This window comes from Kitasatospora sp. NPDC059803 (assembly GCF_042732255.1).
GTDB lineage: Bacteria > Actinomycetota > Actinomycetes > Streptomycetales > Streptomycetaceae > Kitasatospora.
Window position 1 is genome coordinate 19,831 of record NZ_JBHWIJ010000025.1, and the last position, 22,500, is coordinate 42,330.

Here is a 22,500-nt window from a genome sequence, read left to right on the forward strand (position 1 = left end):
TCCCGCTCACCCGGCGCCCCTTACTATTCTTTTACTCAGCGCGGGCCCCCGCGACCCGGGGGGGGTGGCGGGGGGGACGGGGGGGGCGGCGCGTCCCCACTCCTCTTGCTTTACGGGGTGGTTGGGGTGGAGGTGGAGACGGGGCGGGGGTGGCGGTTCGGGGGGTGGTGCGCGGTGAGGGGGTGGATCCAGGCGAGAAGCGCGAGCAGGAGGACGAACGGGAGGAGGGTGCAGAGCGTCGCGCTGCCCGGGCTATGGCGGGGTTCAGGACGCATCGAGGGTGATGGGGAGGTCGAGTTCGGCCCAGACGGTCTTCGCGTTGGGGTGGCGGGGGATGGTGCCCCAGCGGTCGGCGAGGGCGTCGATGAGGGTGAGGCCGCGCCCGGACTGGGAGTTGGGGGCGAGGACGGCGGGCAGAGCCGGGAAGCGGTCGCCCCGGCAGTCCGAGATCTCGATGCGCAAGGTTGTGCCCCGGCGCACGGTGGTAGTGAGACAGAGGTGAAGCTCGAAGCCGCGCCCCGGAACGCGGCCATGGGTAGTCGCGTTGGCGGCGAGCTCCGCGACGATCAGGAGCGCCGAGTAGTACGGCTCGGTGTGGGACAAGTTCAGCCCCCAGGTGGTCAGTTGACGCCTGGCGATGCGCCGGCAGATGGCGGCGCCCTTGGGGGTGGCGGCGAGGGTGATGGTGTGGCGGCGGGGGCTGTCGAGGGGGATGTCGGTCGTCATGGAAAAAATCGTGACGGCGCGGACGTACGCTGACCACGGATTCGACAAGCACTAAGAGTGCCTGTACGGATGCGGAGGGTGGGCCTGTCCGGCCGACCCCGGATTAACCGATCGAAAACGCGGCAAGTCAGGATGGGGTGGCTGCGATGGGTGTCGAGGGAACGGTCTTCGAGGACGGCGATCTGCCGGAGGGGTCCGAGGGGGTCTCTGAGCTCTACGCTGCGGTGGGAAAGCTGATCAAGCACTTCCGCGAGCGGGCCGGGATCACGCAGAAGGAGCTGGCCAAGATGGCCGGTTACAGCGAGGACCAAGTCGGCGCGGTCGAGCGCGGCAAGCGGACCCCGAGAGTCGAGTACCTGACGGTGGTTGACGATCTCGTTGGGGCGGGCGGCGCGCTGAAGGCGATCGCCCCGGATGTCATGAAGGCGAAGATCCGCGTGAGTGAGCGGCACCCGGCGTGGTCGAAGCCGTACACGACCGAAGAAGCGCACGCTCTGGAGATTCACGACTACTGCACGTTGGACATCCCAGGCCTGGTGCAGACAGAGGCCCACGCGCGAGCGCTGTACCAGATGCGGAAACCAACCCTTACCGATGACTCCGTCGAAAAGTGGGTGGCGGCACGCATGAAGCGGCAAGAGATCCTGACTCGGTCACCGCTTCCGATGATCAGCTGGGTGATCGATGAGAGCGCACTGCGGCGCCCCATGGGCGGGTGGGACGTTCACGAGGAGCAGCTTCGCCACCTGCTGAAGATCGGCCGGATCCGCGGCCTCGAACTCCAGGTGATGCCGCTGGATCGAATGGAGCACGCGGGCATGGGCGGCTCGTTCACCCTCCTCACCCCCAAGGGCCGGTCGCAGATTGCGTTCTGCGAGGTGCAGCACGTCAATCGGCTGATCACGGACCCGGAAGAGGTCCGTATTATGGCCGCACGGTACAGCAGCATCAGGGCGCAGGCGCTCGGCATGAGGGAGTCCCTGGCCCTGATCGAGAAGATCCTGGGAGAGCGGTGAGCATGTCCGAGCTGGCGTGGTTCAAGAGCAGCTACAGCGGCAACGAGGGCACAACCTGCGTCGAGGTCGCCGAGACGCCTGCTGTAATCCACGTGCGTGACTCCAAGGACAAGAGCGGCCCTCAGCTGGCCTTCGAGCCGGCCGCCTGGCAGGCATTCGTGGCATTCGCCGCGACCGCCGAGGTCTGATCAACGTCCTCCCAACGGCCCACCGCCTACCGGGCGGCGGGCCGTTGGCGTACCGTCAAGCTGACGGCGCCGTCCCACACTTAGGGGGAGCAGTGAGCAGCGAACTCATCTGGTTCAAGAGCAGCCACAGCAGCAACGAAGGCGGCCAGTGCATCGAGGTCGCCGAGACGACCGAGGCCGTTCTCGTCCGCGATTCCAAGGACGCCTCCGGTCCCCACCACACCTTCACCCCCGCCGCCTGGCAGGCGTTCGTCGCCTTCGCCGCCACCGCCGAGGCCTGATCAACGTAGTTCCGGTCACTCCGGTTCGAAGGCTCGCAGGGTGTCCTCGCCGTCGGTCCACAAGACCCCGAGCCGCTGCCGGGCCAAGAGCCATCCGTCCCCGTCACGGCGGAACTCCCAGTCGTAGGGACCGCCCATGGAGTAGGGGGCAGAGGTCCTCCCCGGAGCGGTGACGGCGACGAACCACATGTACCCGATGCCGGTCGCCCGGTCGCCCGCCACGTCCACGCGCATGTTGAGGATGTGGTGCTGGATGCTCGTGTAGGGCGACTCGGCCTCCTCCACCTTCGCGCGGATGGCCTCCCTCCCCTGGGTTTGCTGCCAGGGCCCGAACTCCAGCACGGCGTCTTCGGCCCAACAGGCGGACCAGGTCTGCCAGTCCTTGCGGTCCAGTGCCCGCCAGCCTCGGATCATGAGGGCGTGCAGGGCGTCCCGGTCCTCCAGGCCACGTATTCTGCGCGCCAGGTCGTCGAGAGCGGGGGTGTGCAGCATTCCGGTTCCTTCCGTCACTGGGCGCTCGCCGCAGGTCGTACGACGATCTCGTTCACGTCGACGTACGGCGGCTGGGAGATTGCGTAGGCGACGGCGTCCGCGATCGCGGAGGCCGGCAGGGCCACGGCGCGGTACGTCCGCATGGCCGCCCGGGCGGCCGGGTCCGCGATGCCGTCGGCGAGTTCGGACTCCGTGACACCCGGCGAGACCAGCGTGACCCGGACGTCACCGGCGGACTCCTGACGCAGGCCCTCGGAGATCGCACGGACCGCGAACTTGGTGGCGCAGTACACGGCAGCGGTGGGAGAGACCTCGTACGCGCCGACGGAGGCGATGTTCACGATGTGCCCGCCACCTTGGGCGCGCATCACGGGCAAGGCGGCGGAGATACCGTGCAGGACACCCCGCAGGTTCACGTCGATCATGCGGTCCCACTCCTCCGTCCTGAGCGCCTCCAGCGGCGACAACGGCATCACCCCGGCGTTGTTGACCATCACGTCCACGCGGCCGTACCGCTCTTCGGCCGCTGCCACGAAGTCCCGCACGTCGGCGGCCTCGGTCACGTCCAGGCGCCGGGCCGCCGCCGTGCCGCCCGCGGCGGTGATCTCCGTGACGAGTCGGTCCAGGCGATCGGTGCGCCGTGCTCCCAGGAACAGGCGGTGGCCGTCGGCGGCGAGCCGGCGGGCGGTCGCCTCGCCGATCCCGCTGCTGGCACCGGTGATCGCTACGACCTTGATCGTCTGGTCCGGCATGACTGCCCCTTGTCTCTCGGTAGGGCACCGAGTCTGGGCGAGGTGTTCCGGGCGGCCCAGGCCGTGTGCTGCCTGGGTGCGGTACACCCAGGCGGCACACCGGGCCCACGGCCTAGCCTGGGCACATGACCGACAACCAGCTGGGTGAGTTCCTGCGGGCGCGCCGTGCGGCCGTGCGGCCGGACGAGGTCGGGATGCCGAGCCATGGCGTGCGCAGGGTCGCCGGGCTGCGCCGCGAAGAAGTCGCCGTACTGGCAGGGGTGAACGCGGACTACTACACCCGGCTGGAACAGGGCCGTGAACGCCACCCGTCCGCGCAGGTGGTGGACGCGCTCAGCCGCGCGCTGCTGCTGGACACCGATGCCCGGGCGCACCTTCACCAACTGTCCGGAACCGCGCCGTCCCAGCGGCCCGTCGCCGCCACCGACCAGGTCGCCCCCGACCTGCGCGTCCTGCTGGACGGCTACCCCGGCACTCCGGCGTTCGTCATCAACCCGATCCTGGACATCCTGGCCGCCAACGCCCTGGCCGAGGCCCTGTACTCCCCTTTCGAAGCGATGGACAACCTGGCCCGCATGGTCTTCCTCGACCCGGCAGGTCGGCCGTTCCACCCCCGATGGGACCGGACGGCAGAGACGGTGGTCGGGCACCTGCGCCAGGCGTCCGGCGTCGACCCGGGCAGTCCGCGCCTACGGGCCCTCGCAGGCGAACTCAGCGCGCGCAGCACGGACTTCGCCCGACTGTGGAACACCCACACCGTGCGCGGCAAGACCCGCGAACACAAGCACCTCCACCACCCGGACGTCGGCGGCATGACCCTCACCCACCACGCATTCGACGTGCGGGACGCCCCCGGCCAGCAGTTGATCATCTACCATGCCGAACACGGCAGCCCCAGCGCCGAGGCACTCAGCCTGCTCGGCTCCGTGCACGCCACACGCGTCGGTAGGTGATCACGCAGCAGGCGAGTCTGAGGAACGCTTCGCGCCAGGGGGAGCAGTGAGCAACGAACTCGTCTGGTTCAAGAGCAGCCACAGCAGCAACAAGGGCGGCCAGTGCATCGAGGTCGCCGAGACGACCGAGGCCGTCCTCGTCCGCGAGTCCAAGGACGCCTCCGGCCCCCACCACACCTTCACCCCCGCCGCCTGGCAGGCGTTCGTCGCCTTCGCCGCCACCGCCGAGGTCTGATCGACTTCCCCCTCAACGGCTCACCGCCTAAAGAGCGGTGGGCCGTCTGCGCGCTCGGGTGAGCCAGCGGTACGCGAGATGGACCGCGAGGCCCAGCAAGGTCATGAGGACCGACGCGACCAGTGCGACCACATCGAGCACGTTCCGGCCCAGCGAGTTCCAGAAACCGATGCTCGAAGCAAGGGCGGCGGTGTCGGTGTGCCTGGGGTCGTACACCACCGTCACGGTGTCGCGGGCCTTGACGGTGTCGGTGACGTAGGCGAGTTGGGTCTCGACAGATGCCCCCTCGGACGTCGTGAACCGCACCCGGCAGTGGGCGTTGCCCGCCGGGTTGTCCTGCGGCGCGCTCACTTCGGTGCACTCGGTGACGACCGCCGACACGTGGACGCCGCGGCTGCGGAGAGCCGACGTCACCCCCATGTCGTGCGGTATCAGGTAGACCAGGCTGAGGACGAACAGCAGGACCCCCAGGCCGATCATCGCGAGCGAACCGTTCCGCACGGTCCGGCCGTGGTCCGGCACCTTCTCCATCGGTCCCCCCGGTATCAGCCCAACTGCCCACGTGCGCTCACGCTACCCGCACCCACCGACACCGGCTTCCGAGCAGGGCAAACCCCTGGTCGAGATCCACCGACGGGCCCGGCCCCCCGGTCATCCGGCGTAACACCTGGTGCACGGCTCGCCCCGGGGGCGAAGGATGGTGCGTGGACTACCCATAGATCCACCCACCCCCCACGCCCGGCCAGGGCAGCGACACGGAGGAACACCTCGATGACATCCGCCCCGACCACGACACACCGTCGGCGGAGCAGGGCCGCACTGGCCGCCTGCGCGACCGTGCTGGCCGTCTCCGCCACCACCCTCGCCGCCGGGACCGCCCCCGCCCACGCCACCACGGGCGTGCGCGAGTTCACCCGGACCGCCACCTTCACCGTCCCCGTCGGCGTCACCGGCCTGCTGATCGACGTCTGGGGCGCCGGAGGTGGAGGCGCCGGCGGCACCTCGACCGCGCCCGTGACCGGCGGTGGGGGCGGGGGTGGCGGCGGATACGTGCACGGTGCGATCACGGTGCTCCCCCTTGAGCAGGTCACCATCACCATCGGCGCCGGCGGCGCGGGCGGTGCGGTCGGCGCCGTGGGCTCCGGCGGCACCAGCAGCACCATCGCGATCGGATCAACGGTGCTGGCCACCGCCCAGGGCGGCGGCGGGGGCTTCACGTCGAACGGGGGCTTCCCGGGCTCGTACGCCGGCGGCGGCGCAGGGGGCGGCGGCACCGCACCCGCCGAAACCCCCTTGGGCGGCGGCGGCTACGTACGCCCCGGCGCGGCCGGGGGCAGCACGACCAGCGCGCTCTTCCCGAACCCCGTCTCGCCCGGCGGCACGGGCGGCCAGCCCGCGAACACCGGGAGCGCCAACCCGGGAGACGCCGCGACCGGCGGGCCGGGCGGCCAGTCCGGCGTCAGTGGCACCTCGCCCGGCGAGGCCGGAGCGCCGGGGTACGCGCTCATCCACTGGTCGTTCTGAGCACCCGACCTCACAAGGCCGAGCAGGGGCTCGATCGGTCTCGCCCGCAGCAGCCCCGGCCGCAAATGTCAAACAACACACACCCGTTGTGAGTGGACTGGTACGTTCCGCGCATGGACTTCAACGCCATTGCCAACTCGTTCGTGTCCCACTACTACAACACCTTCGACTCCGGCATCGCGGGGCGCAGCAACCTCACCAGCCTCTACCGGCCCGAGTCGATGCTCACCTGGGAGAACGCCCAGGTCCAGGGGCAGCAGAACATCCTCGCGAAGCTGACGACGCCCGAACTGGCCACCGTCAAGCACGCGGTGTCCAGCAACGACGCGCAGCCCGCGCCGGGCGGCGGCGTACTGGTCACCGTCACGGGCGGCCTCGTCATCGACAACGCCTTCGACAAGCCGATGCAGTTCGCCGAGACGTTCAACCTGCAGCCGATCCCCGGCCAGCCCGGCGGCTTCTTCGTCTACAACCAGATCTTCCGCCTCATCTTCGCCTGAGCCGCCAAGGGCCCGGGGCTTCCCGCCGGCTTCCCGCTCGGCGAGCGGAAGCCCCGGACCAGCGCCACGAGTTGGAGGAAGGGTGCACCTGCGCGGGCTGCGGCCGGCCGACGCCCCCGCCGTCCGCCGGATCTACAGCGGCCGGTCGGTCGCCGACCTGTGGTTCGGCCAGATGACCGCCGCCCAGGCCCACGACTACGTACGCGAAGCCCAGGAGGCCGACGCGCACCGGCCGCGCACCGCACGCGTCCTCGGCATCGACGTCCACGGCGACCTGATCGGCATCGTCCGGCTCCGTATCACCGGCCACACCGGCAGCCTCAGCTACATCCTGCGCGAGGACACCTGGGGCCACGGCTACGCCACCACAGCGGTGCGCCGGTTCCTCGCCCACCACCGCACCCCACGGGTCACTGCCGAGCACCGCGTCGGCAACCCCGCCTCGGGAAGGGTCCTGACGAAGACCGGCTTCGTCGTGACCACCGTGACCGACGAGATCGTCCGCTACGAGCTGGGCTAGCGGCCGCCTTGCCACCTCCGACTCCCCGGGCCCGCGCCGGGCGTGACGCGGACCTTTGCCGTGTGTTTATATTGAACAATGGTTCAACCAAAAACCGGACACCCCCATGCCCCGCACGCCTGAGGCCTCGGCAGCCGTCCGCGAAGCGACCCGCGCCAAGATCCGGCGCGCCGCCGTCCTGCTCATGGCCGAACAGGGCTACCGCGCCACCACCCTGCGCCAAGTCGCCACCCGGGCCGGCGTCGCCGACGGACTGCCCTCCCGCTACTTCGGCAGCAAGGACGGCCTGCTGATCGACATCGCCGACGGCTGGCGCGAACGGACCCGCGCGGCACTCGCCGCCCAGCCCGCCGACAGCCCCGCCGACACCCTGCGACTCCTGGTCCGCTCCGCCCTGCTCGGCCTGGACACCGCCCCCGAGGAGATCGAGGAGAGCCGGGCCGTCTCCGCCCTGCTCGCCGACCCCGAAGCCCGAGCCGTCCTCGTCGCCGCAGGCGCCGACCTCGCCTCCGCCGACCTCCTCCAGGCCCTCGACGAAGCCCTGGTCGCCTGCCACGTCCCCGACCCCGCGGCCGCCCGCCTGCTCCTCCTCGCCGGCATCCGCGGCGGCCTCACCCTCGCCGCCGAGGACCCCGCCTTCCCGCTGCGCGACCTGGAAACGGCCCTACTCGCCCACCTCCTGCCGCCGGCCTGACCCCTCCCCGAGCTTGAAAGGCCCCGCCATGACCGCCGAAACCGACATCCGCCCCTACCGCATCGCGATCGAACAGCACCAGCTCGACGACCTGCGCGACCGCCTCGCCCGCACCCGCTGGCCCGACTCGCTGCCCGGCACCGACTGGGACTACGGCGTCCCGCTCCACTACCTCCAGGACCTGGCCGAGTACTGGCGGACCGGCTACGACTGGCGCGAACACGAAACCAGGCTCAACACCTTCCCGCAGTACACCACCACCATCGACGGCGCCAACGTGCACTTCCTGCACGTCCGTTCACCCGAACCCGACGCCACCCCGCTGATCATCACGCACGGCTGGCCCGGCTCGGTGGCCGAATTCCTGGACATCCTGGGCCCGCTCACCGACCCCCGCGCCCACGGCGGCGACCCGCGCGACGCCTTCCACGTGGTCGCGCCCTCCATCCCGGGCTACGGCTTCTCCGGACCGACCAGCCAACTCGACTGGGACTACCGCCGCGTGGCGCGCGCCTGGGCCGAACTGATGAACCGCCTCGGCTACCCTCGCTACGGCGCCCAGGGCGGCGACTGGGGCTCCGGCATCTCCCGCGAACTCGGCCTCGCCGCCCCCACCCAGGTCATCGGCGTGCACGTCAACACCTCCCCCACCTTCCCCACCGGCGACCCGGCCGTCCTCGACACCCTCGACCGCGAACGGCTCGACACCTGGGCCCGCCACCAGGCCGAAACCTCCGGCTACACCGCCGTCCAAGCGACCCGCCCGCACACCATCGGCTACGCGCTCACCGACTCACCGGTCGGCCAACTCGCCTGGATCATCGAGAAGTTCCGCGAATGGACGGACTGCGACGGCGGCCTTCCCGAAGGCGCCGTACCCCGGGACCACCTCCTCACCAACGTGATGCTGTACTGGCTGACCGCCACCGCCGGCTCCTCCGCGCGGCTGTACAAGGAGTCGGCCCGCAACGGCTGGACCGAGGCCGCCCCCTCCACCGTCCCCACCGGCATGGCCGTCTTCCCCCACGACATCACCCTGCCGGTCCGCGCCTTCGCCGAACGCATCGACAACATCGTGCACTGGACCGAGTTCGACCACGGCGGCCACTTCGCCGCCCTGGAACAGCCCGAGTCGCTGGTGGCCGACATCCGGACCTTCTTCCGCTCCTTGGCGGGTGGTTGGAGCGAGGTCTGAGTTGCGTCCGCCTCCACTGCGCCCCGATGCGCCCTTGACTCCACACCCGGGCGGGGCCCAAGGTCGTTGCAACTGAGCGCAACTGACTCGACAGCGGAGGCGGTTATGAAGCTACGGTTCGTCGGCAAGGACCCCGAGTCCGGGGACCACGGGTGTCCCTCCGTGTGGGTGGACGAGGAACGGGCAGAGCTGGTGATTCAGGGCTGGAAAGCGGACGAGGCGACGGAAGTCGAGTGCCTGAAGGCCGGGCCGATTCCCGAGCACGAGACCGTCATCCGGCTGCCCCGGCGCATGATTCCACTTCTCAGGGAGGCCCTTGGTGACACAGACGCTCTCTAGCTTCGCCGATCTGATCAAATCCGCACGTCATTCGGCGCTGCACCTTGAGATGCGAGACTGGTACTCGGTGGAGAGCGAAACCGAGGGGTTCGCCGCGTGGCGCCACGGGAAGAGGCTCGATCCCGACAACCGCGAGTCCTGGTGGCGACCTTGGCTCGATCTGGTACAGGAAGTCACCGGCCGAGGCGTCGCGATTCGCCGCGCCCGTGTGGTCTCGGAACCGGTGAGCGATTACATCCGCTTCGAGCACTCCGGCACTTTCACCAACATTGCCGCCGGCGAAGATATCCGCTGGCTCCCCAGACGCAGCGCGTCCGGAATCGCTCTTCCCGGCAATGACTGCTGGATCTTCGACGGTCGACTCGTTCAGTTCAACATTTTCGATGGTGCCGGCCGATGGGTCCACACGGATCAGACGGAAGACGCCGCGATGGTAGCGCTGTGTGCTTCGGCTTTCGAAGCGGTCTGGGAGTCCGGGATCCCTCACGAGAAGTTCACCGTCTAGCTCCCCGCACAGAAACCCGATCGGCTAGTTCATGTCCTCCAATCCGCTCTCCAGCGCGAAGTCCGTGCGTGCGGCGCTAGCCGCGCGCCTGGACGCGATGAAGAAGGACGCCGGGCTCACAGGGGATGAACTAGCCGCTCGTTGTGGATGGCACAAGTCAAAGTCATCTCGGATCTCGCGAGGCGTGACTCCACCATCGGACGCCGACATCCGCGCATGGTGTGCCGCCTGTGGCGTCGATGACCAGGCGGCAGACCTCATAGCCGCCTCGCGTTCCGCTGATTCCATGTACATACAGTGGCAGCAGATTCACCGTGACGGCATGCGGAAGATCCACGAAAAAACGGTTCCGCTATACCAGCGAACCCGACACTTCCGCGTCTACGCGTCCAATGTCGTACCGGGGATGCTGCAAACCGCCGAATACGCATCCGGCCTTTTGCGCTCCATCACGGACTTCCAGGGGACACCTGACGACGTCGACCAAGCCGTCCAGGCCAGGATCGAGCGATCGAGTGTCATCCGCAACGCAGGGCAGCGGTTCGCGATTCTGGTCGAGGAATCGGTCTTGTATTACCGAGTGGCCGACGATGCCGCGATGGCGGGCCAGCTCGGTCACCTCCTGTCGGTGATGGCACAGCCGAACGTATCCTTCGGAATCATCCCCTTCGGAGTGCGTCGTTCGGTTTGGCCACTTGAAGCGTTCTACGCCTTCGATGAAGACCTGGTCGCCGTGGAGACCTTGACGGCGGAAATCAACATCTCGACGCCGAGCGAAATCGGCACCTACCACAGGGCGTTCGCCGAGCTGGCGAAACTCGCCGATCGGGGTGCGGCAGCACGCGCGTGCATCACCAGGGCCGTCGACTCCCTCGGGTGAACCGGTGCAACCGAGTGCAACTTCGTGGACCGTGTCACTCATGGCTTCCTACTGTCGATCTGACGGCGCCTCATCGGTCAATGCCGGTTGGGGGCCGCCTCCCTTCAGCATCGAACAGGAAGGCAGTGCAGTGAGCGACCTGTACGAGATCGAGATCCCGGCCGGACTCGCCGCCTACAAGGCGTGTGGCGGGAACCAGGGCGGGGGTGACGACGGGGAGTCGTGCGTGACCCTGCGGGAGGTGCCGGGGGTGGCCGGCGGGTTGTGGGTGATGGGTGACACCAAGGCGCCGGGGCGGGAACTGCGCTTCACCACCGTGGAGTTGAGCTCCGCCGGTATCGACCCGGACCGCTTTACGACCTCCGCCTGACGTACCACCTCGCACCAGTGGGCCCCGTTCCCAACGCAACTGGGAGCGGGGTCCGCCGCACACCCAGGGTAGGGCACTCATGGATCACTGGAACAGGCCCGGCCTCCACTGGCACTGCTACGCGTGGGCGGGCGGCAGGCGGCCCGATGACGCCGAGCGGCGGCCGCCGGGACCGCAGAACGGCTTACGACCCGAATGGGCCAGCCCCGTACCGCCGTTGGAGGTCATGCACTGGCTCGCCAAGTCGGCGGCGCAGATCAGGCTCACCACCAACGACCCCGCCGAGGCGCTCGACTGGCTGGGCAAGCAGCTCGCCGACTCCCCCGCCTCAGAGGCAGACCTCCCCGCGTCCACCCGGCTGGATCACGCCCTGGCGTTCCTCGACACGTTCCCGCACGACGTGGTGTGGACGTACTGGACACCCGGCCAGCAGCTCCGGTCGGTCGCCGCCGTGGCGTGCCCCCGGACGTTCGGCCCCACGTCCGAAACGCCCCCGCCCTGCCCGCTTCGACGGCGCTGACCGGCGCCGCCCGGCTAACCGCCAGCCGCTCGGCGGGTCGTGACAGCGTGTCGAGTGGCGGAGCGCGATCCGCGACGAGAGGGTGACCGACGCAGGACCTCACCTGAAGGAGCGAGAATGCCCGAAGTCACCACTCCGTACGCGACCGGCACCCCGTGCTGGGTCGATCTGATGGCGCAGGACCAGCAGGCGGCACTGGACTTCTACCGCGACCTGTTCGGCTGGCAGGGGCAGGTCGGCCCGGCCGAGTTCGGCGGGTACGCGGTCTGTGAGCTGAACGGCAAGCCGTCCGCCGGGATCGGTCCGGCGATGGCGCCGGAGGGGATGCCCACCCCGCCGACCGTGTGGACCAGCTACCTGTCCACCACCGACGCCCAGGCCACCCAGGACGCGATCGTCGGCGCGGGCGGCACCCTGCTCGTCCCGGCGATGGACGTCGGCGAGCTCGGCAGGATGCTGATCGCCGCCGACCCGCAGGGCGCGGTGTTCGGCGTCTGGCAGCCAGGCGAGTTCTTCGGCGCCCGGGTCGTCAACGAGAGCGGCGCGCTGATCTGGAACGAGCTGCACACCAGCGACGTGCCCGGCGCCACCGCCTTCTACGGCGAGGCGTTCGGCATCGAGATCCAGCCGGCGCAGGGCGCCGAGCAGTACTGGGAGCTGCGGGTCGGTGGCCGGGCCGTCGGCGGGGTCTCGCTGCTCGCCAACGACCCGCCCGGCACGCCCGCGCACTGGCTGACGTACTTCGCGACGGACGACGTCGACTCCACCGTGGACGCCCTCGTCAAGCACGGCGGCACCGTCCTCGCCCCGCCGTTCGACATGGTGGCGGGCCGGATGTCGGTGGTGACCGACCCGCAGGGCGCGCCGTTCGCGGTGATCGCACCGAAACCGATGTAGGTGGACGGCACGGCCCACCGCGCACGGTGTCGCGGTGGGCCGTCTCCGTCCGACTCCCGTCCGTACAACTCCCGTCCGTACAACTCCCGCCCGTACGGGTCACTCCGGCGCGACGGCCGTCACCCCCGCCGTCACTCCCGCTGCGCGCGGCCGACGGCGCTGAGCACCGCCCGTACGCCTGCCGTGAGCACCGAGCCGTCCCGCCCGGCGCCCCACACCACCTGTCCGCCGACCCCGCCGACCCGGGCCTCGACGTAGGCGACAGCGTCGCTACCAGCACCAGCACCCGCCCCGACGGCGTGCTCGCTGAAGTGCAGGATGTCGACCCGCAGCGCGTCGGCCACCGCGTCGAGCGGCCCGGCGCCCTCGCCGCGCCGGCCGCCCACCTCCGCCCAGTCGTCGCCAGCCTGCCACGGCCAGTCCGGCGCCGCGTCCAGGTACTCCGCGCGGAAGAGCCCGTACAGTTCCTCCGCCGTCACCTCCCGCCCGCTGTCGTCGGTGGCCTCCTGCACGACCCGGGAGAACTCGATCTGGAGCCGCCTCGGCAGTTCCAGCCCGTGCCCGGTCTGGAGCAGGTAGGCGATGCCGCCCTTGCCGGACTGGCTGTTGACCCGGATGACCGCCTCGTAATCGCGGCCGAGGTCGGCCGGGTCGATCGGCAGGTACGGCACCGACCAGGGTGCCTCGCGCGCCGGGACGCCGGACTCGGCCGCCACCTTGGCGTGGTGGGCGAAGCCCTTCTTGATGGCGTCCTGGTGGGTGCCGGAGAAGGCGGTGTGCACCAGGTCCCCCGCGTAGGGGTGGCGCTCGTGCACGGGCAGCCGGTTGCAGTGCTCGACGGTGCGGCGGATCTCGTCGAGGTCGGAGAAGTCGAGCATCGGGTCGACGCCCTGGGTGTGCAGGTTGAGCGCCAGCGTCACCAGGTCGACGTTGCCCGTCCGCTCGCCGTTGCCGAACAGGCACCCCTCCACCCGCTGGGCGCCGGCCAGCACGGCCAGTTCGGCGCAGGCGACGCCCGTCCCCCGGTCGTTGTGCGGGTGGACGGAGAGGATCACCGACTCGCGGCGCTCCAGGTGCCGGTGCAGGTACTCGATCTGGTCGGCGTAGACGTTGGGGGTGGCGATCTCGACGGTGGCGGGCAGGTTGTGGACGACGGGCCGGTCGGGGCTGGCGTCCCACAGTTCGGTGAGGCCGTTGCAGACCTCCAGGACGTAGTCCGGTTCGGTCAGGTTGAACACCTCGGGCGAGAACTGGAAGCGCACCCCGGGCCGGCCGTCGGCCCGCCGTGCCAGGTGGGTGGCGGCCTCGGTGATCAGGGCCCGCAGTTCGTGCCGGTCGCGCCCGAGGACGACCTCGCGCCAGAGCGGGGCGGTGGCGGTGTAGAGGTGGACGACGACGCGGGGCAGGCCTTCGACGGCCTCGAAGGTACGGTCGATCAGGTCGGCGCGCGCCGCCGTGAAGACGACGATGGTGACGTCCTCGGGCACCGCGCCGGGCACGGTGGCCAGTTGCCGGACGAAGTCGAAGTCGGTGCGGCTGGCGGAGGGGTAGCCGACCTCGATCTCCTTGAAGCCCATGGCCAGGAGCAGGTCGAACATCCGCTGTTTGCGTGCCGGGTCCATGGGTTCGGCCAGTGCCTGGTTGCCGTCGCGCAGGTCGACGGGGACCCACAGCGGGGCGTGGCCGATCCGCCGGCCGGGCCAGCGCCGCATCAGTGCGGGGACGTGCACGCGCTCGTGGGCGGGCCGGTAGCGGTGGGAGGGCATGGCACCCGGGCGCTGCGGGTTCCAGGCGGGGGCGGTGACCGGGACGGGGCCGGCGGGGGTACGCAGGGTCGGGAATCGCATGATGAGTCCTTACGGAGGTACCGGTGGACCGGCAGGACGGCGCCCCGCAGCGGGGTGCCGGTCCGGTCACGCCCCGCTGCGGCCACCAAGAAGAAGGCCACCCAGAGGGAGACTCCACGGCTGCATGCCGGGTAGACTAACCACGAACCAAGTCCTCAGACAAGCTGACAGGTGAACGCGAATGTCCCCGCTCGGCCCCCTCCACCGCTCCCCCCTCGTCGACCAGGCCACCCGACGCCTGGAGGAGCAGATCACCGCCGGACACTGGCCGGTGGGCGGGAAGCTGCCGGGCGAGGTGACCCTGGCGAAGGAACTGGGCGTCGGGCGCTCGACCATCCGGGAGGCGCTGCGCGCGCTGGCCGGCGCCGGGATGGTGCAGAGCCGGCAGGGGTCGGGCGTGTTCGTGACGGCGGACCGGCCCGCCCTGGACTGGCCGACCCGGCTGCGCCGGGCCGAGCTGGCGCACGTCTACGAGGTGCGCACCATGGTCGAGGTGCAGGCGGCCCGGCTCGCGGCCGCGCGCCGCACGGAGGCGGACCTCACCGCCGTGGACGCGGCGCTGGCCACCCGGCTGGCGGCGGGCGGCGCGGACGACACGGCCTTCGTGGACGCCGACATCGCGCTGCACACCGCCGTGGTGGCGGCCGCGCACAATCCGGTGCTGGACGATCTGTTCGCCCAGTTCGCGCCCGTCCTGAGGGAGCACCTGGTGGCCCTGGTGGGGGTGCTGGGGCTGCGCAGCGGGGACCCGAACCACGGCTACGCGTCGCACGCGGACCTCGTCGGGGCGCTGCACCGGGGCGATCCCGAGGAGGCCGGGCGGGTGCTGGCGGCCGAGCTGGAGGCCACCCGGTCGCGCCTGCTGGCCGACTGAGCGGGGCGGGCCGGGAGGGCACCCGGGCCACCGACCGACCGGCCGGGCGGATATCCGGAGCGCGGGCACACAGTTTTCACACAGCGGCCACCCGGCCGCCCGCTCCGACGGCCGACGCCTCGTCAACCCGCTCCGAACTGGGATGCTTCGAGCACGTACGATCAACCGTCAGATGACATTGTGTCCGGAGCGTGTGTGACCACGGTCCAGGCGGCGAACGCACTTTCACTCCAATCACACGGTATGACTAGTATCGCCTCGTCAAGCCCGTCCCCGGACGGCCCGCCCCGCTCAGGCCGGCCGCCATCCCCAAGGAGACTGCTCTGCGCGCGCGTGCGAATCGGCGGCCCCCGACGCCGAAGGCCCCCCGCAGGCGTCCGCGCCTGTCACTGCGGACGGCGCTGCTCGTCCTCGCCGTCGTCCCCAGCATCGCCCTGGCCGCCCTGTGGGCGGTCACCAGCGGCGAGACCGTCTTCGCCTTCCAGCGCCAGGCCGCCCAGGGCCTGCTCGCCCAGAAGGCCGGCCAGCCGTCCAACATCGTCTACTACAGCCTCCAGGAAGAACGCCGACTCAGCGCCGAGGCGCTCGCCCGGCCCGGCGGCAACACCGACCAGCTGCGCCGCCAGCGCCAGCAGACCGACGACGCGGTCCGCCAGTTCCAGGTCCTCTCCGGCGAGACCGCCGACAGCGCCCCCGAAGAGGTCCGCACCGCCGTCACCGAGGCCCGCCAGGCGATGGGCAAGCTCGCCGAACAGCGCGCCGCCGTCGACCGCGGCTCGATCGACCAGCAGACCCTCTACACGTACTACACCGACCTGATCGCCGTCGACCTGCGGCTGTTCACCGCACTCAGCCACGTCGACACCGGCGAGGTCACCTGGATCTCCAAGACCCTGGTGAACGCCTTCTGGGCCAAGGAGATGCTCGCCCGCGAGGACGCCGTCCTCGCCCGCGGCTGGCCCACCGGGCGGCTCACCGTCACCGACTACCAGCAGGTCCAGCAGTCCGTCGGGGCGCAGGAGCACCTCTTCGCCGTCCAGGTCGTCCCGTACATCCCGGACGGCGAGTCCGCCGCCTGGCACGACCTGATGAACAGCCCCGCCTGGCAGGCCAAGGCCGCCGTCGAGCAGTCGCTCACCAAGCCCACCGCCGCCGAGGCCAACGGCACCGTCAGACTCCCCGCCGCCCAGGACCAGTGGCGCCAGGCCCTCGACCAGCTCAACCCGCAGCTGGTCAAGGTCATCGAGACCCGCACCAGCGGCATCGTCGACGTCGGCAAGGGCACCATCCTCTCCCTCCTCACCACGGTCGTGCTGACCACCGTCGTCGGCCTGATCACCGTCGTCGCGGTGATCATCGCCTCCTGGCGGCTCAGCCGCTCGCTGCGCCGGCGCATCAAGGAGCTCCAGACCCAGGCCGAGGAGATGGAGCGCACCCTCCCCGAGGTCGTCGAACGCCTCGGCCGCGGCGAGCAGGTCGACGTCGAGGCCGACTCCCGCACCATCACCGCCGGCCCGCACGGCAACGGCACCGACGAGCTCGCCCGCCTCGGCCAGGCCCTCAACCTGGCCCGCGCCTCCGCCGTCGAGGCCGCCGTCAAGCAGGCCGAACAGCACCGCGGCTTCGAGCGGCTGCTCCAGCGCATCGCCCGCCGCACCCAGTTGCTGATCGGCCGCCAGCTGCGCAAGCTCGACGAGCTGGAGCGCAAGCACGAGGACCCGGAGGTCCTGGAGGGCCTGTTCGACCTCGACCACCTCACCGCCCGCCTGCGCCGCTACGAGGAGAACCTCGTCATCATGGCCGGCGGCCAGCCGCAGCGGCGCTGGCGCAAGCCCGTCCCGCTGCTGGACGTGCTGCGCGCCGCGCAGGGCGAGGTGCAGGACTACCGCCGGATCATGATCGACGTCGAGGGCCACCCGTGGCTGTCCGAGCGGGCCGTCGGCCCGGTCGCGCACGTGCTCGCCGAGCTGATGGAGAACGCCACCACCTTCTCCAAGCCGCCCACCCCGGTCGAGGTCCGGGCCGCCATGGTCGGCCGCGGACTCGCCGTCGAGATCGAGGACCGCGGCCTCGGCATGGACCCCGAGCAGTACGACGCCGCCAACGAACTGATGAGCCGCCCGCCCCGCACCGACGTGCTCGCCCGGGCTGACGACGTCCGCCTCGGCTTCTACGTCATCGCCCGGCTGGCCGCGCACCACGGACTCAAGATCGAGTTCCGGCCGTCGGCCTTCGGCGGCACCCGGGTCGTCGTGCTCGTCCCCGACGAGCTCGTCATCGACGGCGACGCCGGACTGCCCGACGACGCCCCCGTCGAACCGATCCCGCTCGTGCGGCGCTCCCGCAAGGCGCTGCTCACCGCCTCCAACGAGGCCCCGGCGCCGGCGCCGGCGGGGCCGCCGGTCGCGCCCGTGGACTCCTTCCCGCCGGGAGAGTCCTTCGCGCCGGGAGAGTCCTTCGCGCCGGCGGAGCCCCTCCCGCCCGTGGAGACCTTCGCCGCGGCCGACTCCTTCCCACCGGTGGAGTCCTTCCCGCCGGTCGAGGCCTTCGGGCAGGTCCAGCACGTGGAGCAGCCCGGGTACGCCGAACCGCTCGGGTACGTCGAACCGGTCGGGCACGTCGAACCGCTCGGGCAGACCCAGCAGCTCCCGCAGACCGAGCAGTTCCCGCACGACCCGCTGACCGCCCCCGTCCAGGCCTTCGGCCACGTCGAGTACGTCCAGCCCGAGGCCGCGCCCGCCGCCGAGCCCGCGCCGTTCCCCACCCCGTACGCCGCCCCGTACGCCGAGCAACCGATCGAGCACAGCTCCCCGGCCCCCGACGCCCCGGCCGACCAGCGGCCCTCGCACGACGTGCCCGCCTACCCGGACATCGCCTACGCCCGGGTCACCGACGCCGAGGCCCCCTACGCCGACGAGCAGTACCGCCCGGCCGACCACTACCGGCTGGCCGAACGGCGTCAGCGCCGCGAGTACGCCTCCGCGGTGCCGCTCAGCCCCACCGAGACCGAGCAGCCCCCGCTGCCCCAGCGCGTCCGGCAGGCCAGCCTGGCCGCCGAACTGCGCGTCCCGCCGGCGCCCCGCCCGCAGTGGGCCGAGCCCGCCGCCGGGCCCCGCGCCGAATCCGCCGCCCAGGGCACCGAGCCCGCCGGCGGCCCCTTCCAGCGCCCGGCGAAGCGCTCCGGTGCGACGATCGGCGCCTTCCAGCGCCAGTCCCGTGCCGCCCGAGCCCAGGACAGCGGCGAACACCCGCTGCCCGGGGCCGTGACCCCACCGGCTCCCCCCACCGCCCCCGCCGGCTCCCCGACGCCCGCGTCCGGCCCCTCCCCCTGGGCCCTGCCGGCCGCGGACCCCCGAACCACACGAACGGATGACCAGTCATGAACCGAACGATCGCCACCCACCAGGACCTGGACTGGCTGCTGGACGGACTCGTCGACTCGGTGCCCGGGACCAGGAACGCCGTCCTGCTCTCCGACGACGGCCTGGTCGTCAGCCACTCCCGCACCATCGAACGGGCCGACGCCGAGCGCCTCGCCGCCGTCGCCACCGGCCAGCAGAGCCTCGCCCGCGGCGTCGGCCAGCTCTTCGACGGCGGGGCCGTCCACCAGGTGATCGTCGAACTCGCCGAGTGCTGGCTGTTCATCATCGCCGCCGCCCAGGGCACCCACCTGGCCGTCGTCGCCTCCCAGGAGGTCGACGCCGAGGTCATGTCGGTCGCCATGCACACCCTGGTGCAGCAGGTCGGCCAGAAGATGACCACCCCGGTGCGGGCCGAGGCCGGCGCCGCCTCCCCCGCCGGCTTCGACGCCTTCGCCGCCCGGAACCGGAGCTGACACCGGTGGGCCCGTACGGAAACGGGAGCGGTAGCGGGAACGGGAACGGGAACGGGAACGGGCAGCGCGGCGGGGTCCCGCACTGGAGCGAACTGCCGGACGAGGACGCCGAGGACGAGTCGGGCGCCATGGTGCGCCCGTACACCATCACCCGCGGCCGCACCGCCCCCGAGCGCGACGACCTCACCCTGATCACCGTGCTCACCACCGTCGAGGACGAGGCCGACCGGGCCCTGGCGCGGGGCAGCCGCGCCGGTGCCCGCGGCCTCCAGCCCGAGCACCGGATGATCCTCGACCACTGCCGGCGGCCCGCCGCCGTCGCCGAGGTGTCGGCCGGCCTGGACCTCCCGGTCTCGGTCACCAAGATCCTGCTGGGCGACCTGGTCGCCCAGGGCCTGCTGCGGGCCCGGGCACCGCTCTCGGTGGCCCGGGCCGCCGGAGGCGTGGACCTCGGCCTGCTCACGGCCGTTCGCGAAGGACTCCGGAGACTCTGAACCATGGCAACACCCCACCCCAGCAGTGCCGCCGACGCCGGCGTCGCCACCGCGCCGGCCGCCGTCAAGATCCTCATCGCGGGCGGCTTCGGCGTCGGCAAGACCACCCTCGTCGGCTCCGTCAGCGAGGTCACCCCGCTGCGCACCGAGGAGTACCTGACCCGGGCCAGCGTCGGCGTGGACGACCTGTCCGGCGTCGACCAGAAGGACACCACCACCGTCGCCCTCGACTTCGGCCGGATCACCGTCAGCCCGGACCTCGTCGTCTACCTGTTCGGCACCCCCGGGCAGGAACGCTTCTGGTTCATGTGGAACGACCTCGTCAACGGCGCCCTCGGCGGCATCGTCATCGCCGACACCCGCCGGCTCGACACCAGCTTCGCCTCCATCGACTTCTTCGAGAGCCGGGGCATCCCCTTCGTCGTCGCCATCAACTGCTTCCACAGCCACAACACCCGCACCCCCGACGAGATCCGGGCCGCCCTCGACCTGGACCCGCAGGTGCCGATGCTCCTCGGCGACGTCCGCGAACGCGCCTTCGGACGCGACCTGCTGCTCGCCCTGGTCGACCACCTGATGGACCTCTCCGCCGCCCCCGTCGGCTGAACGTCGGCTGAACCACCTCCCTTCCCCAGGAGCCACCCCATGACCTCACCCCTGCGCGTCCTCGTCCACGGCGGCGGCATCGGCGGGCTCACCCTCGCCACCGCCCTCGCCAAGCGCGGCCACCACGTCGACGTCGCCGAACTGCGCGACCAGCTGGAAGCCCTCGGCGTCGGCATCATCCAGCCCTCCAACGCCCTCCACGTGATGCGCGAGATCGGCGTCCTCGACGACTGCCTCGCCGCCGGCTTCGAATGGGAGGTGCTGACCATCTGCGACCCGACCGGCGCCACCCTCGCCAAGATCCCGCAGCCCCGGATGGGCGACGCCCCCTCCAACAACGGCATCCCCCGCCCCGCCCTCGCCCAGGTGCTCGCCACCGCCGCCACCCGGGCCGGCGCCACCCTGCGCTTCGGCACCACCATCGCCGACCTCGTCGAAGACGCCGACGGCATCGACGCCACCCTCACCGACGGGCACCGCGGCCGCTACGACCTCGTCGTCGGCTTCGACGGCATCGGCTCCCCGCTGCGCAAGCGCCTCTACGGGGAGAAGTACGCGCCCGAGTACACCGGCTTCGCCAACTGGCGCGTCACCCTGCCGCGTTCGCCCGAGGTCCAGGGCGTGGTGATGTCCACCGGCAACCTCAAGGCCAAGGCGCTGCTCACCCCGATCAGCGACGACCTCATGTACCTGGGCTCGGTGTTCGCCGAGGCCGAGGACTTCCGGCCCGACCCCGGGCACGCCCACGAGCAGCTCGCCGAACGCCTGGCCGGCTTCGGCGGCCCGATCGCCGAGGCCCTCACCCAGGTCACCGACCCGTCCGCCGTGGTCTACTCCCGGATCTCCCAGGTCAGCGTCGAGGAGCCCTGGCACGTCGGCCGGATCGCGCTCGCCGGCGACGCCGCCCACGCCTCCACCCCGCACCTCGCCCAGGGCGCCGCGATGGCCGTCGAGGACGCCCTCGTCCTCGCCCAGAGCCTGGACACCGCCGAGACCGTGCTCGCCGCGCTCGCCACCTGGGAGGAGCGCCGCCGACCCCGCGCCATGTGGGTCCAGGCGCTCTCCCGGGCCATCCTCAAGCAGGAGACCGGCACACCCACCACCCCGGAGGAGGACGAACTCCTCAAGGTCGGCATCCCCGGCGCCGCCCACGTCCTCGTCCAGCCGTACTAAAGCCCCTGTCCGGCCTGCTGCACAGCCCCGTGCAGCAGGCCGGCGGCCGGGTCACGCGCCGGCTCACGCGTCGGCTCACGCGCCGGCGAGCTCGTGCCGCCGCTGCCACACCGCCGCCGAGACCCGGGCCAGCAGCCGGGCCGCCGGGTCCGTACGGTCCTCACCCGAGGCCAGCGGGCCGGTGTAGCAGACCGCGATCAGGTAGGACGGGCAGTCCTGCGGGTGGACCAGGCCCACGCTGTGCCGGGCGCCCGGCACCCAGCCGTTCTTGAAGGCGATCCGGGTGTCCGGCGGCAGGCCCGCCGCCAGATCCACCCGGAACGCGTTGCGCTCCAGCAGCGCCAGCAACTCCGGCTCCCCGCCCAGGGAGTGCAGCAGCCGCACCAAGTCCCGCGCGCTCACCAGGTTGTGCACCCCGGCGTCGCGCGCCGCGTAGTCCTCGATCCCGCGCGGGCTCGCGCTGCGCGTCGCCCCGGCCCGCCGCCACGCCTCGGCCACCGCCGCCCGGTCAACCCGGGCCAGGCACAGGTTGGTGGCCAGGTTGGAGGAGTGCGTGATCATCCGCTCGGCGAGCAGCCGCAGCGGCACATGCGTGCCCAGCAGCTCCCACGGCAGCGGATCGCTGTCCCAGTCGGGATCGTTGCCGAACTCCCCGCCCACCACTGACTCGAACCGGTTCACCACCGGCACCTCGGCATCGAGATCCACCCCGCCCCGGGCGAGCGCCGCCAACACCGCGACCTTCATCGTGCTCGCCGCATCATGCAGTTCGTCCGGCGCCCGCACGAACACCGGCTCCGCCTCGCCCGCCCAGGGGGCCACCACCACAGACAGCATGGAGGAAGAGTAGGGGAGATCGCGTCAGATTCCCGTGGCCGACGCAGACTTCGCGGACGCCTCCACGCACACCGAGCCGTTCCACTCCACCCCCCCACCCCATTTCACCCCCCACCGGCCCCATAACGCTGCGGGGGGTTGGGGGGGGGGGGGCGTGCCCGGTCGGGCCCGGCCCCCCACCCCCCGCGGCCGCGCCCCCGCGGCGCCGGCGGCGGCGCCGGCGGTCGCACTCTGGGAGCCACACGCC

Annotated in this window: 28 protein-coding genes; 22 read left to right on the forward strand and 6 right to left on the reverse strand. The window is 71.4% G+C overall.

Features of this window, described 5'->3' with window-relative positions; all coding sequences use genetic code 11:
• Positions 1–264 precede the first annotated feature (264 nt).
• Positions 265–726 (reverse strand): ATP-binding protein, encoded by a 462-nt coding sequence (locus ACFV6I_RS06610; RefSeq protein ID WP_380423768.1) that lies wholly within the window; start codon positions 724–726, stop codon positions 265–267.
• A gap of 146 nt (positions 727–872) precedes the next feature.
• Between ACFV6I_RS06610 and ACFV6I_RS06615 the strand changes: the two genes are divergently transcribed.
• The 3 genes from ACFV6I_RS06615 (at position 873) to ACFV6I_RS06625 (ending at position 2,211) form a co-directional block, all read left to right on the forward strand.
• Complete coding sequence (locus ACFV6I_RS06615) at positions 873–1,742, forward strand: Scr1 family TA system antitoxin-like transcriptional regulator (protein WP_380423769.1); 870 nt, start codon at positions 873–875, stop codon at positions 1,740–1,742.
• 2 nt (positions 1,743–1,744) lie between these two features.
• Positions 1,745–1,930 carry a DUF397 domain-containing protein gene (locus ACFV6I_RS06620; RefSeq protein WP_380335907.1) on the forward strand — a complete coding sequence of 62 codons (186 nt, stop codon included), beginning with the start codon at positions 1,745–1,747 and terminating at the stop codon, positions 1,928–1,930.
• Between the two features lie 92 nt (positions 1,931–2,022).
• Positions 2,023–2,211, forward strand: a complete 189-nt coding sequence (locus ACFV6I_RS06625; protein ID WP_380423770.1) for a DUF397 domain-containing protein — start codon at positions 2,023–2,025, stop codon at positions 2,209–2,211.
• 15 nt (positions 2,212–2,226) lie between these two features.
• Here the strand turns inward: ACFV6I_RS06625 and ACFV6I_RS06630 are convergent, their stop codons facing one another.
• Positions 2,227–2,703 (reverse strand): nuclear transport factor 2 family protein, encoded by a 477-nt coding sequence (locus ACFV6I_RS06630; RefSeq protein WP_380423771.1) that lies wholly within the window; start codon positions 2,701–2,703, stop codon positions 2,227–2,229.
• Positions 2,704–2,717: 14 nt separating this feature from the next.
• Positions 2,718–3,455 (reverse strand): SDR family oxidoreductase, encoded by a 738-nt coding sequence (locus tag ACFV6I_RS06635; protein ID WP_380423772.1) that lies wholly within the window; start codon positions 3,453–3,455, stop codon positions 2,718–2,720.
• Positions 3,456–3,580: 125 nt separating this feature from the next.
• Here ACFV6I_RS06635 and ACFV6I_RS06640 point away from each other — a divergent pair, with 125 nt between their 5' ends.
• Positions 3,581–4,408: a helix-turn-helix transcriptional regulator gene (locus ACFV6I_RS06640; protein ID WP_380423773.1), complete on the forward strand. Its 828-nt coding sequence runs from the start codon at positions 3,581–3,583 to the stop codon at positions 4,406–4,408.
• 46 nt (positions 4,409–4,454) lie between these two features.
• Complete coding sequence (locus ACFV6I_RS06645; protein WP_380423774.1) at positions 4,455–4,643, forward strand: DUF397 domain-containing protein; 189 nt, start codon at positions 4,455–4,457, stop codon at positions 4,641–4,643.
• A 27-nt stretch (positions 4,644–4,670) separates the two neighbouring features.
• Here the strand turns inward: ACFV6I_RS06645 and ACFV6I_RS06650 are convergent, their stop codons facing one another.
• A complete protein-coding gene (locus tag ACFV6I_RS06650) occupies positions 4,671–5,174 on the reverse strand; it encodes a DUF3592 domain-containing protein (protein WP_380423775.1) in 504 nt (167 codons plus the stop codon).
• A gap of 240 nt (positions 5,175–5,414) precedes the next feature.
• Here ACFV6I_RS06650 and ACFV6I_RS06655 point away from each other — a divergent pair, with 240 nt between their 5' ends.
• From ACFV6I_RS06655 to ACFV6I_RS06705, 11 genes are all read left to right on the forward strand, one after another.
• A complete protein-coding gene (locus ACFV6I_RS06655) occupies positions 5,415–6,167 on the forward strand; it encodes a glycine-rich domain-containing protein (protein ID WP_380423776.1) in 753 nt (250 codons plus the stop codon).
• 113 nt (positions 6,168–6,280) lie between these two features.
• Positions 6,281–6,667 (forward strand): nuclear transport factor 2 family protein, encoded by a 387-nt coding sequence (locus tag ACFV6I_RS06660; RefSeq protein ID WP_063349806.1) that lies wholly within the window; start codon positions 6,281–6,283, stop codon positions 6,665–6,667.
• A gap of 82 nt (positions 6,668–6,749) precedes the next feature.
• On the forward strand, positions 6,750–7,187 hold the full coding sequence (locus tag ACFV6I_RS06665; RefSeq protein ID WP_380423777.1) for a GNAT family N-acetyltransferase: 438 nt from the start codon (positions 6,750–6,752) through the stop codon (positions 7,185–7,187).
• A 106-nt stretch (positions 7,188–7,293) separates the two neighbouring features.
• A complete protein-coding gene (locus ACFV6I_RS06670) occupies positions 7,294–7,881 on the forward strand; it encodes a TetR/AcrR family transcriptional regulator (RefSeq protein WP_380423778.1) in 588 nt (195 codons plus the stop codon).
• Positions 7,882–7,909: 28 nt separating this feature from the next.
• A complete protein-coding gene (locus tag ACFV6I_RS06675) occupies positions 7,910–9,076 on the forward strand; it encodes an epoxide hydrolase family protein (RefSeq protein ID WP_380423779.1) in 1,167 nt (388 codons plus the stop codon).
• A 105-nt stretch (positions 9,077–9,181) separates the two neighbouring features.
• A complete protein-coding gene (locus tag ACFV6I_RS06680; protein ID WP_063349803.1) occupies positions 9,182–9,415 on the forward strand; it encodes a hypothetical protein in 234 nt (77 codons plus the stop codon).
• Complete coding sequence (locus ACFV6I_RS06685; RefSeq protein ID WP_380423780.1) at positions 9,396–9,920, forward strand: DUF6879 family protein; 525 nt, start codon at positions 9,396–9,398, stop codon at positions 9,918–9,920. The genes ACFV6I_RS06680 and ACFV6I_RS06685 overlap by 20 nt, the downstream gene beginning before the upstream one ends.
• Positions 9,921–9,951: 31 nt before the next feature.
• On the forward strand, positions 9,952–10,800 hold the full coding sequence (locus ACFV6I_RS06690; RefSeq protein ID WP_380423781.1) for a helix-turn-helix domain-containing protein: 849 nt from the start codon (positions 9,952–9,954) through the stop codon (positions 10,798–10,800).
• Between the two features lie 130 nt (positions 10,801–10,930).
• Entirely contained in the window at positions 10,931–11,170 is a 240-nt protein-coding gene (locus ACFV6I_RS06695; RefSeq protein WP_063349800.1) for a hypothetical protein, read from the forward strand.
• A gap of 226 nt (positions 11,171–11,396) precedes the next feature.
• Positions 11,397–11,690, forward strand: coding sequence for a hypothetical protein (locus tag ACFV6I_RS06700; RefSeq protein WP_380423782.1), 294 nt, complete (start codon positions 11,397–11,399; stop codon positions 11,688–11,690).
• Positions 11,691–11,807: 117 nt separating this feature from the next.
• Complete coding sequence (locus ACFV6I_RS06705; RefSeq protein ID WP_380423783.1) at positions 11,808–12,587, forward strand: VOC family protein; 780 nt, start codon at positions 11,808–11,810, stop codon at positions 12,585–12,587.
• Between the two features lie 131 nt (positions 12,588–12,718).
• Here ACFV6I_RS06705 and ACFV6I_RS06710 read toward each other — a convergent pair whose 3' ends face one another.
• Positions 12,719–14,434, reverse strand: a complete 1,716-nt coding sequence (locus tag ACFV6I_RS06710; RefSeq protein WP_380423784.1) for a 2-isopropylmalate synthase — start codon at positions 14,432–14,434, stop codon at positions 12,719–12,721.
• Between the two features lie 181 nt (positions 14,435–14,615).
• Between ACFV6I_RS06710 and ACFV6I_RS06715 the strand changes: the two genes are divergently transcribed.
• The 6 genes from ACFV6I_RS06715 to ACFV6I_RS06740 all read left to right on the forward strand — a co-directional run bounded on the left by ACFV6I_RS06715 (position 14,616) and on the right by ACFV6I_RS06740 (position 21,416).
• Positions 14,616–15,308 carry a FadR/GntR family transcriptional regulator gene (locus ACFV6I_RS06715; RefSeq protein WP_380423785.1) on the forward strand — a complete coding sequence of 231 codons (693 nt, stop codon included), beginning with the start codon at positions 14,616–14,618 and terminating at the stop codon, positions 15,306–15,308.
• 536 nt (positions 15,309–15,844) lie between these two features.
• Entirely contained in the window at positions 15,845–18,691 is a 2,847-nt protein-coding gene (locus ACFV6I_RS06720; RefSeq protein WP_380423794.1) for a nitrate- and nitrite sensing domain-containing protein, read from the forward strand.
• Positions 18,688–19,143, forward strand: coding sequence for a roadblock/LC7 domain-containing protein (locus ACFV6I_RS06725; RefSeq protein WP_063349794.1), 456 nt, complete (start codon positions 18,688–18,690; stop codon positions 19,141–19,143). The genes ACFV6I_RS06720 and ACFV6I_RS06725 overlap by 4 nt, the downstream gene beginning before the upstream one ends.
• Before the next feature lie 5 nt (positions 19,144–19,148).
• The gene (locus ACFV6I_RS06730) at positions 19,149–19,637 is read left to right on the forward strand and encodes a DUF742 domain-containing protein (protein ID WP_380423786.1); all 489 of its coding nucleotides are present in this window, start codon (positions 19,149–19,151) and stop codon (positions 19,635–19,637) included.
• A 3-nt stretch (positions 19,638–19,640) separates the two neighbouring features.
• On the forward strand, positions 19,641–20,243 hold the full coding sequence (locus ACFV6I_RS06735) for an ATP/GTP-binding protein (RefSeq protein WP_363366746.1): 603 nt from the start codon (positions 19,641–19,643) through the stop codon (positions 20,241–20,243).
• Between the two features lie 39 nt (positions 20,244–20,282).
• Positions 20,283–21,416: an FAD-dependent monooxygenase gene (locus ACFV6I_RS06740; RefSeq protein ID WP_380423787.1), complete on the forward strand. Its 1,134-nt coding sequence runs from the start codon at positions 20,283–20,285 to the stop codon at positions 21,414–21,416.
• Between the two features lie 75 nt (positions 21,417–21,491).
• On the opposite strand, the gene ACFV6I_RS06745 is transcribed toward ACFV6I_RS06740, so the two are convergent.
• Complete coding sequence (locus ACFV6I_RS06745; protein WP_380423788.1) at positions 21,492–22,253, reverse strand: serine hydrolase; 762 nt, start codon at positions 22,251–22,253, stop codon at positions 21,492–21,494.
• Positions 22,254–22,500: the final 247 nt, after the last annotated feature.

What these genes read in the sequence shown, in the direction of transcription:
- ACFV6I_RS06615 (WP_380423769.1), top strand. Translation starts at nt 873, where the DNA reads ATGGGTGTCGAGGGAACGGTCTTCGAGGACGGCGATCTGCCGGAGGGG.
- ACFV6I_RS06630 (WP_380423771.1), bottom strand. Translation starts at nt 2,703, where the DNA reads ATGCTGCACACCCCCGCTCTCGACGACCTGGCGCGCAGAATACGTGGC.
- ACFV6I_RS06670 (WP_380423778.1), top strand. Translation starts at nt 7,294, where the DNA reads ATGCCCCGCACGCCTGAGGCCTCGGCAGCCGTCCGCGAAGCGACCCGC.
- ACFV6I_RS06705 (WP_380423783.1), top strand. Translation starts at nt 11,808, where the DNA reads ATGCCCGAAGTCACCACTCCGTACGCGACCGGCACCCCGTGCTGGGTC.
- ACFV6I_RS06700 (WP_380423782.1), top strand. Translation starts at nt 11,397, where the DNA reads ATGCACTGGCTCGCCAAGTCGGCGGCGCAGATCAGGCTCACCACCAAC.
- ACFV6I_RS06655 (WP_380423776.1), top strand. Translation starts at nt 5,415, where the DNA reads ATGACATCCGCCCCGACCACGACACACCGTCGGCGGAGCAGGGCCGCA.
- ACFV6I_RS06690 (WP_380423781.1), top strand. Translation starts at nt 9,952, where the DNA reads ATGTCCTCCAATCCGCTCTCCAGCGCGAAGTCCGTGCGTGCGGCGCTA.
- ACFV6I_RS06640 (WP_380423773.1), top strand. Translation starts at nt 3,581, where the DNA reads ATGACCGACAACCAGCTGGGTGAGTTCCTGCGGGCGCGCCGTGCGGCC.
- ACFV6I_RS06650 (WP_380423775.1), bottom strand. Translation starts at nt 5,174, where the DNA reads ATGGAGAAGGTGCCGGACCACGGCCGGACCGTGCGGAACGGTTCGCTC.
- ACFV6I_RS06680 (WP_063349803.1), top strand. Translation starts at nt 9,182, where the DNA reads ATGAAGCTACGGTTCGTCGGCAAGGACCCCGAGTCCGGGGACCACGGG.
- ACFV6I_RS06610 (WP_380423768.1), bottom strand. Translation starts at nt 726, where the DNA reads ATGACGACCGACATCCCCCTCGACAGCCCCCGCCGCCACACCATCACC.
- ACFV6I_RS06725 (WP_063349794.1), top strand. Translation starts at nt 18,688, where the DNA reads ATGAACCGAACGATCGCCACCCACCAGGACCTGGACTGGCTGCTGGAC.
- ACFV6I_RS06715 (WP_380423785.1), top strand. Translation starts at nt 14,616, where the DNA reads ATGTCCCCGCTCGGCCCCCTCCACCGCTCCCCCCTCGTCGACCAGGCC.
- ACFV6I_RS06740 (WP_380423787.1), top strand. Translation starts at nt 20,283, where the DNA reads ATGACCTCACCCCTGCGCGTCCTCGTCCACGGCGGCGGCATCGGCGGG.
- ACFV6I_RS06710 (WP_380423784.1), bottom strand. Translation starts at nt 14,434, where the DNA reads ATGCGATTCCCGACCCTGCGTACCCCCGCCGGCCCCGTCCCGGTCACC.
- ACFV6I_RS06745 (WP_380423788.1), bottom strand. Translation starts at nt 22,253, where the DNA reads ATGCTGTCTGTGGTGGTGGCCCCCTGGGCGGGCGAGGCGGAGCCGGTG.
- ACFV6I_RS06675 (WP_380423779.1), top strand. Translation starts at nt 7,910, where the DNA reads ATGACCGCCGAAACCGACATCCGCCCCTACCGCATCGCGATCGAACAG.
- ACFV6I_RS06635 (WP_380423772.1), bottom strand. Translation starts at nt 3,455, where the DNA reads ATGCCGGACCAGACGATCAAGGTCGTAGCGATCACCGGTGCCAGCAGC.
- ACFV6I_RS06735 (WP_363366746.1), top strand. Translation starts at nt 19,641, where the DNA reads ATGGCAACACCCCACCCCAGCAGTGCCGCCGACGCCGGCGTCGCCACC.
- ACFV6I_RS06620 (WP_380335907.1), top strand. Translation starts at nt 1,745, where the DNA reads ATGTCCGAGCTGGCGTGGTTCAAGAGCAGCTACAGCGGCAACGAGGGC.
- ACFV6I_RS06660 (WP_063349806.1), top strand. Translation starts at nt 6,281, where the DNA reads ATGGACTTCAACGCCATTGCCAACTCGTTCGTGTCCCACTACTACAAC.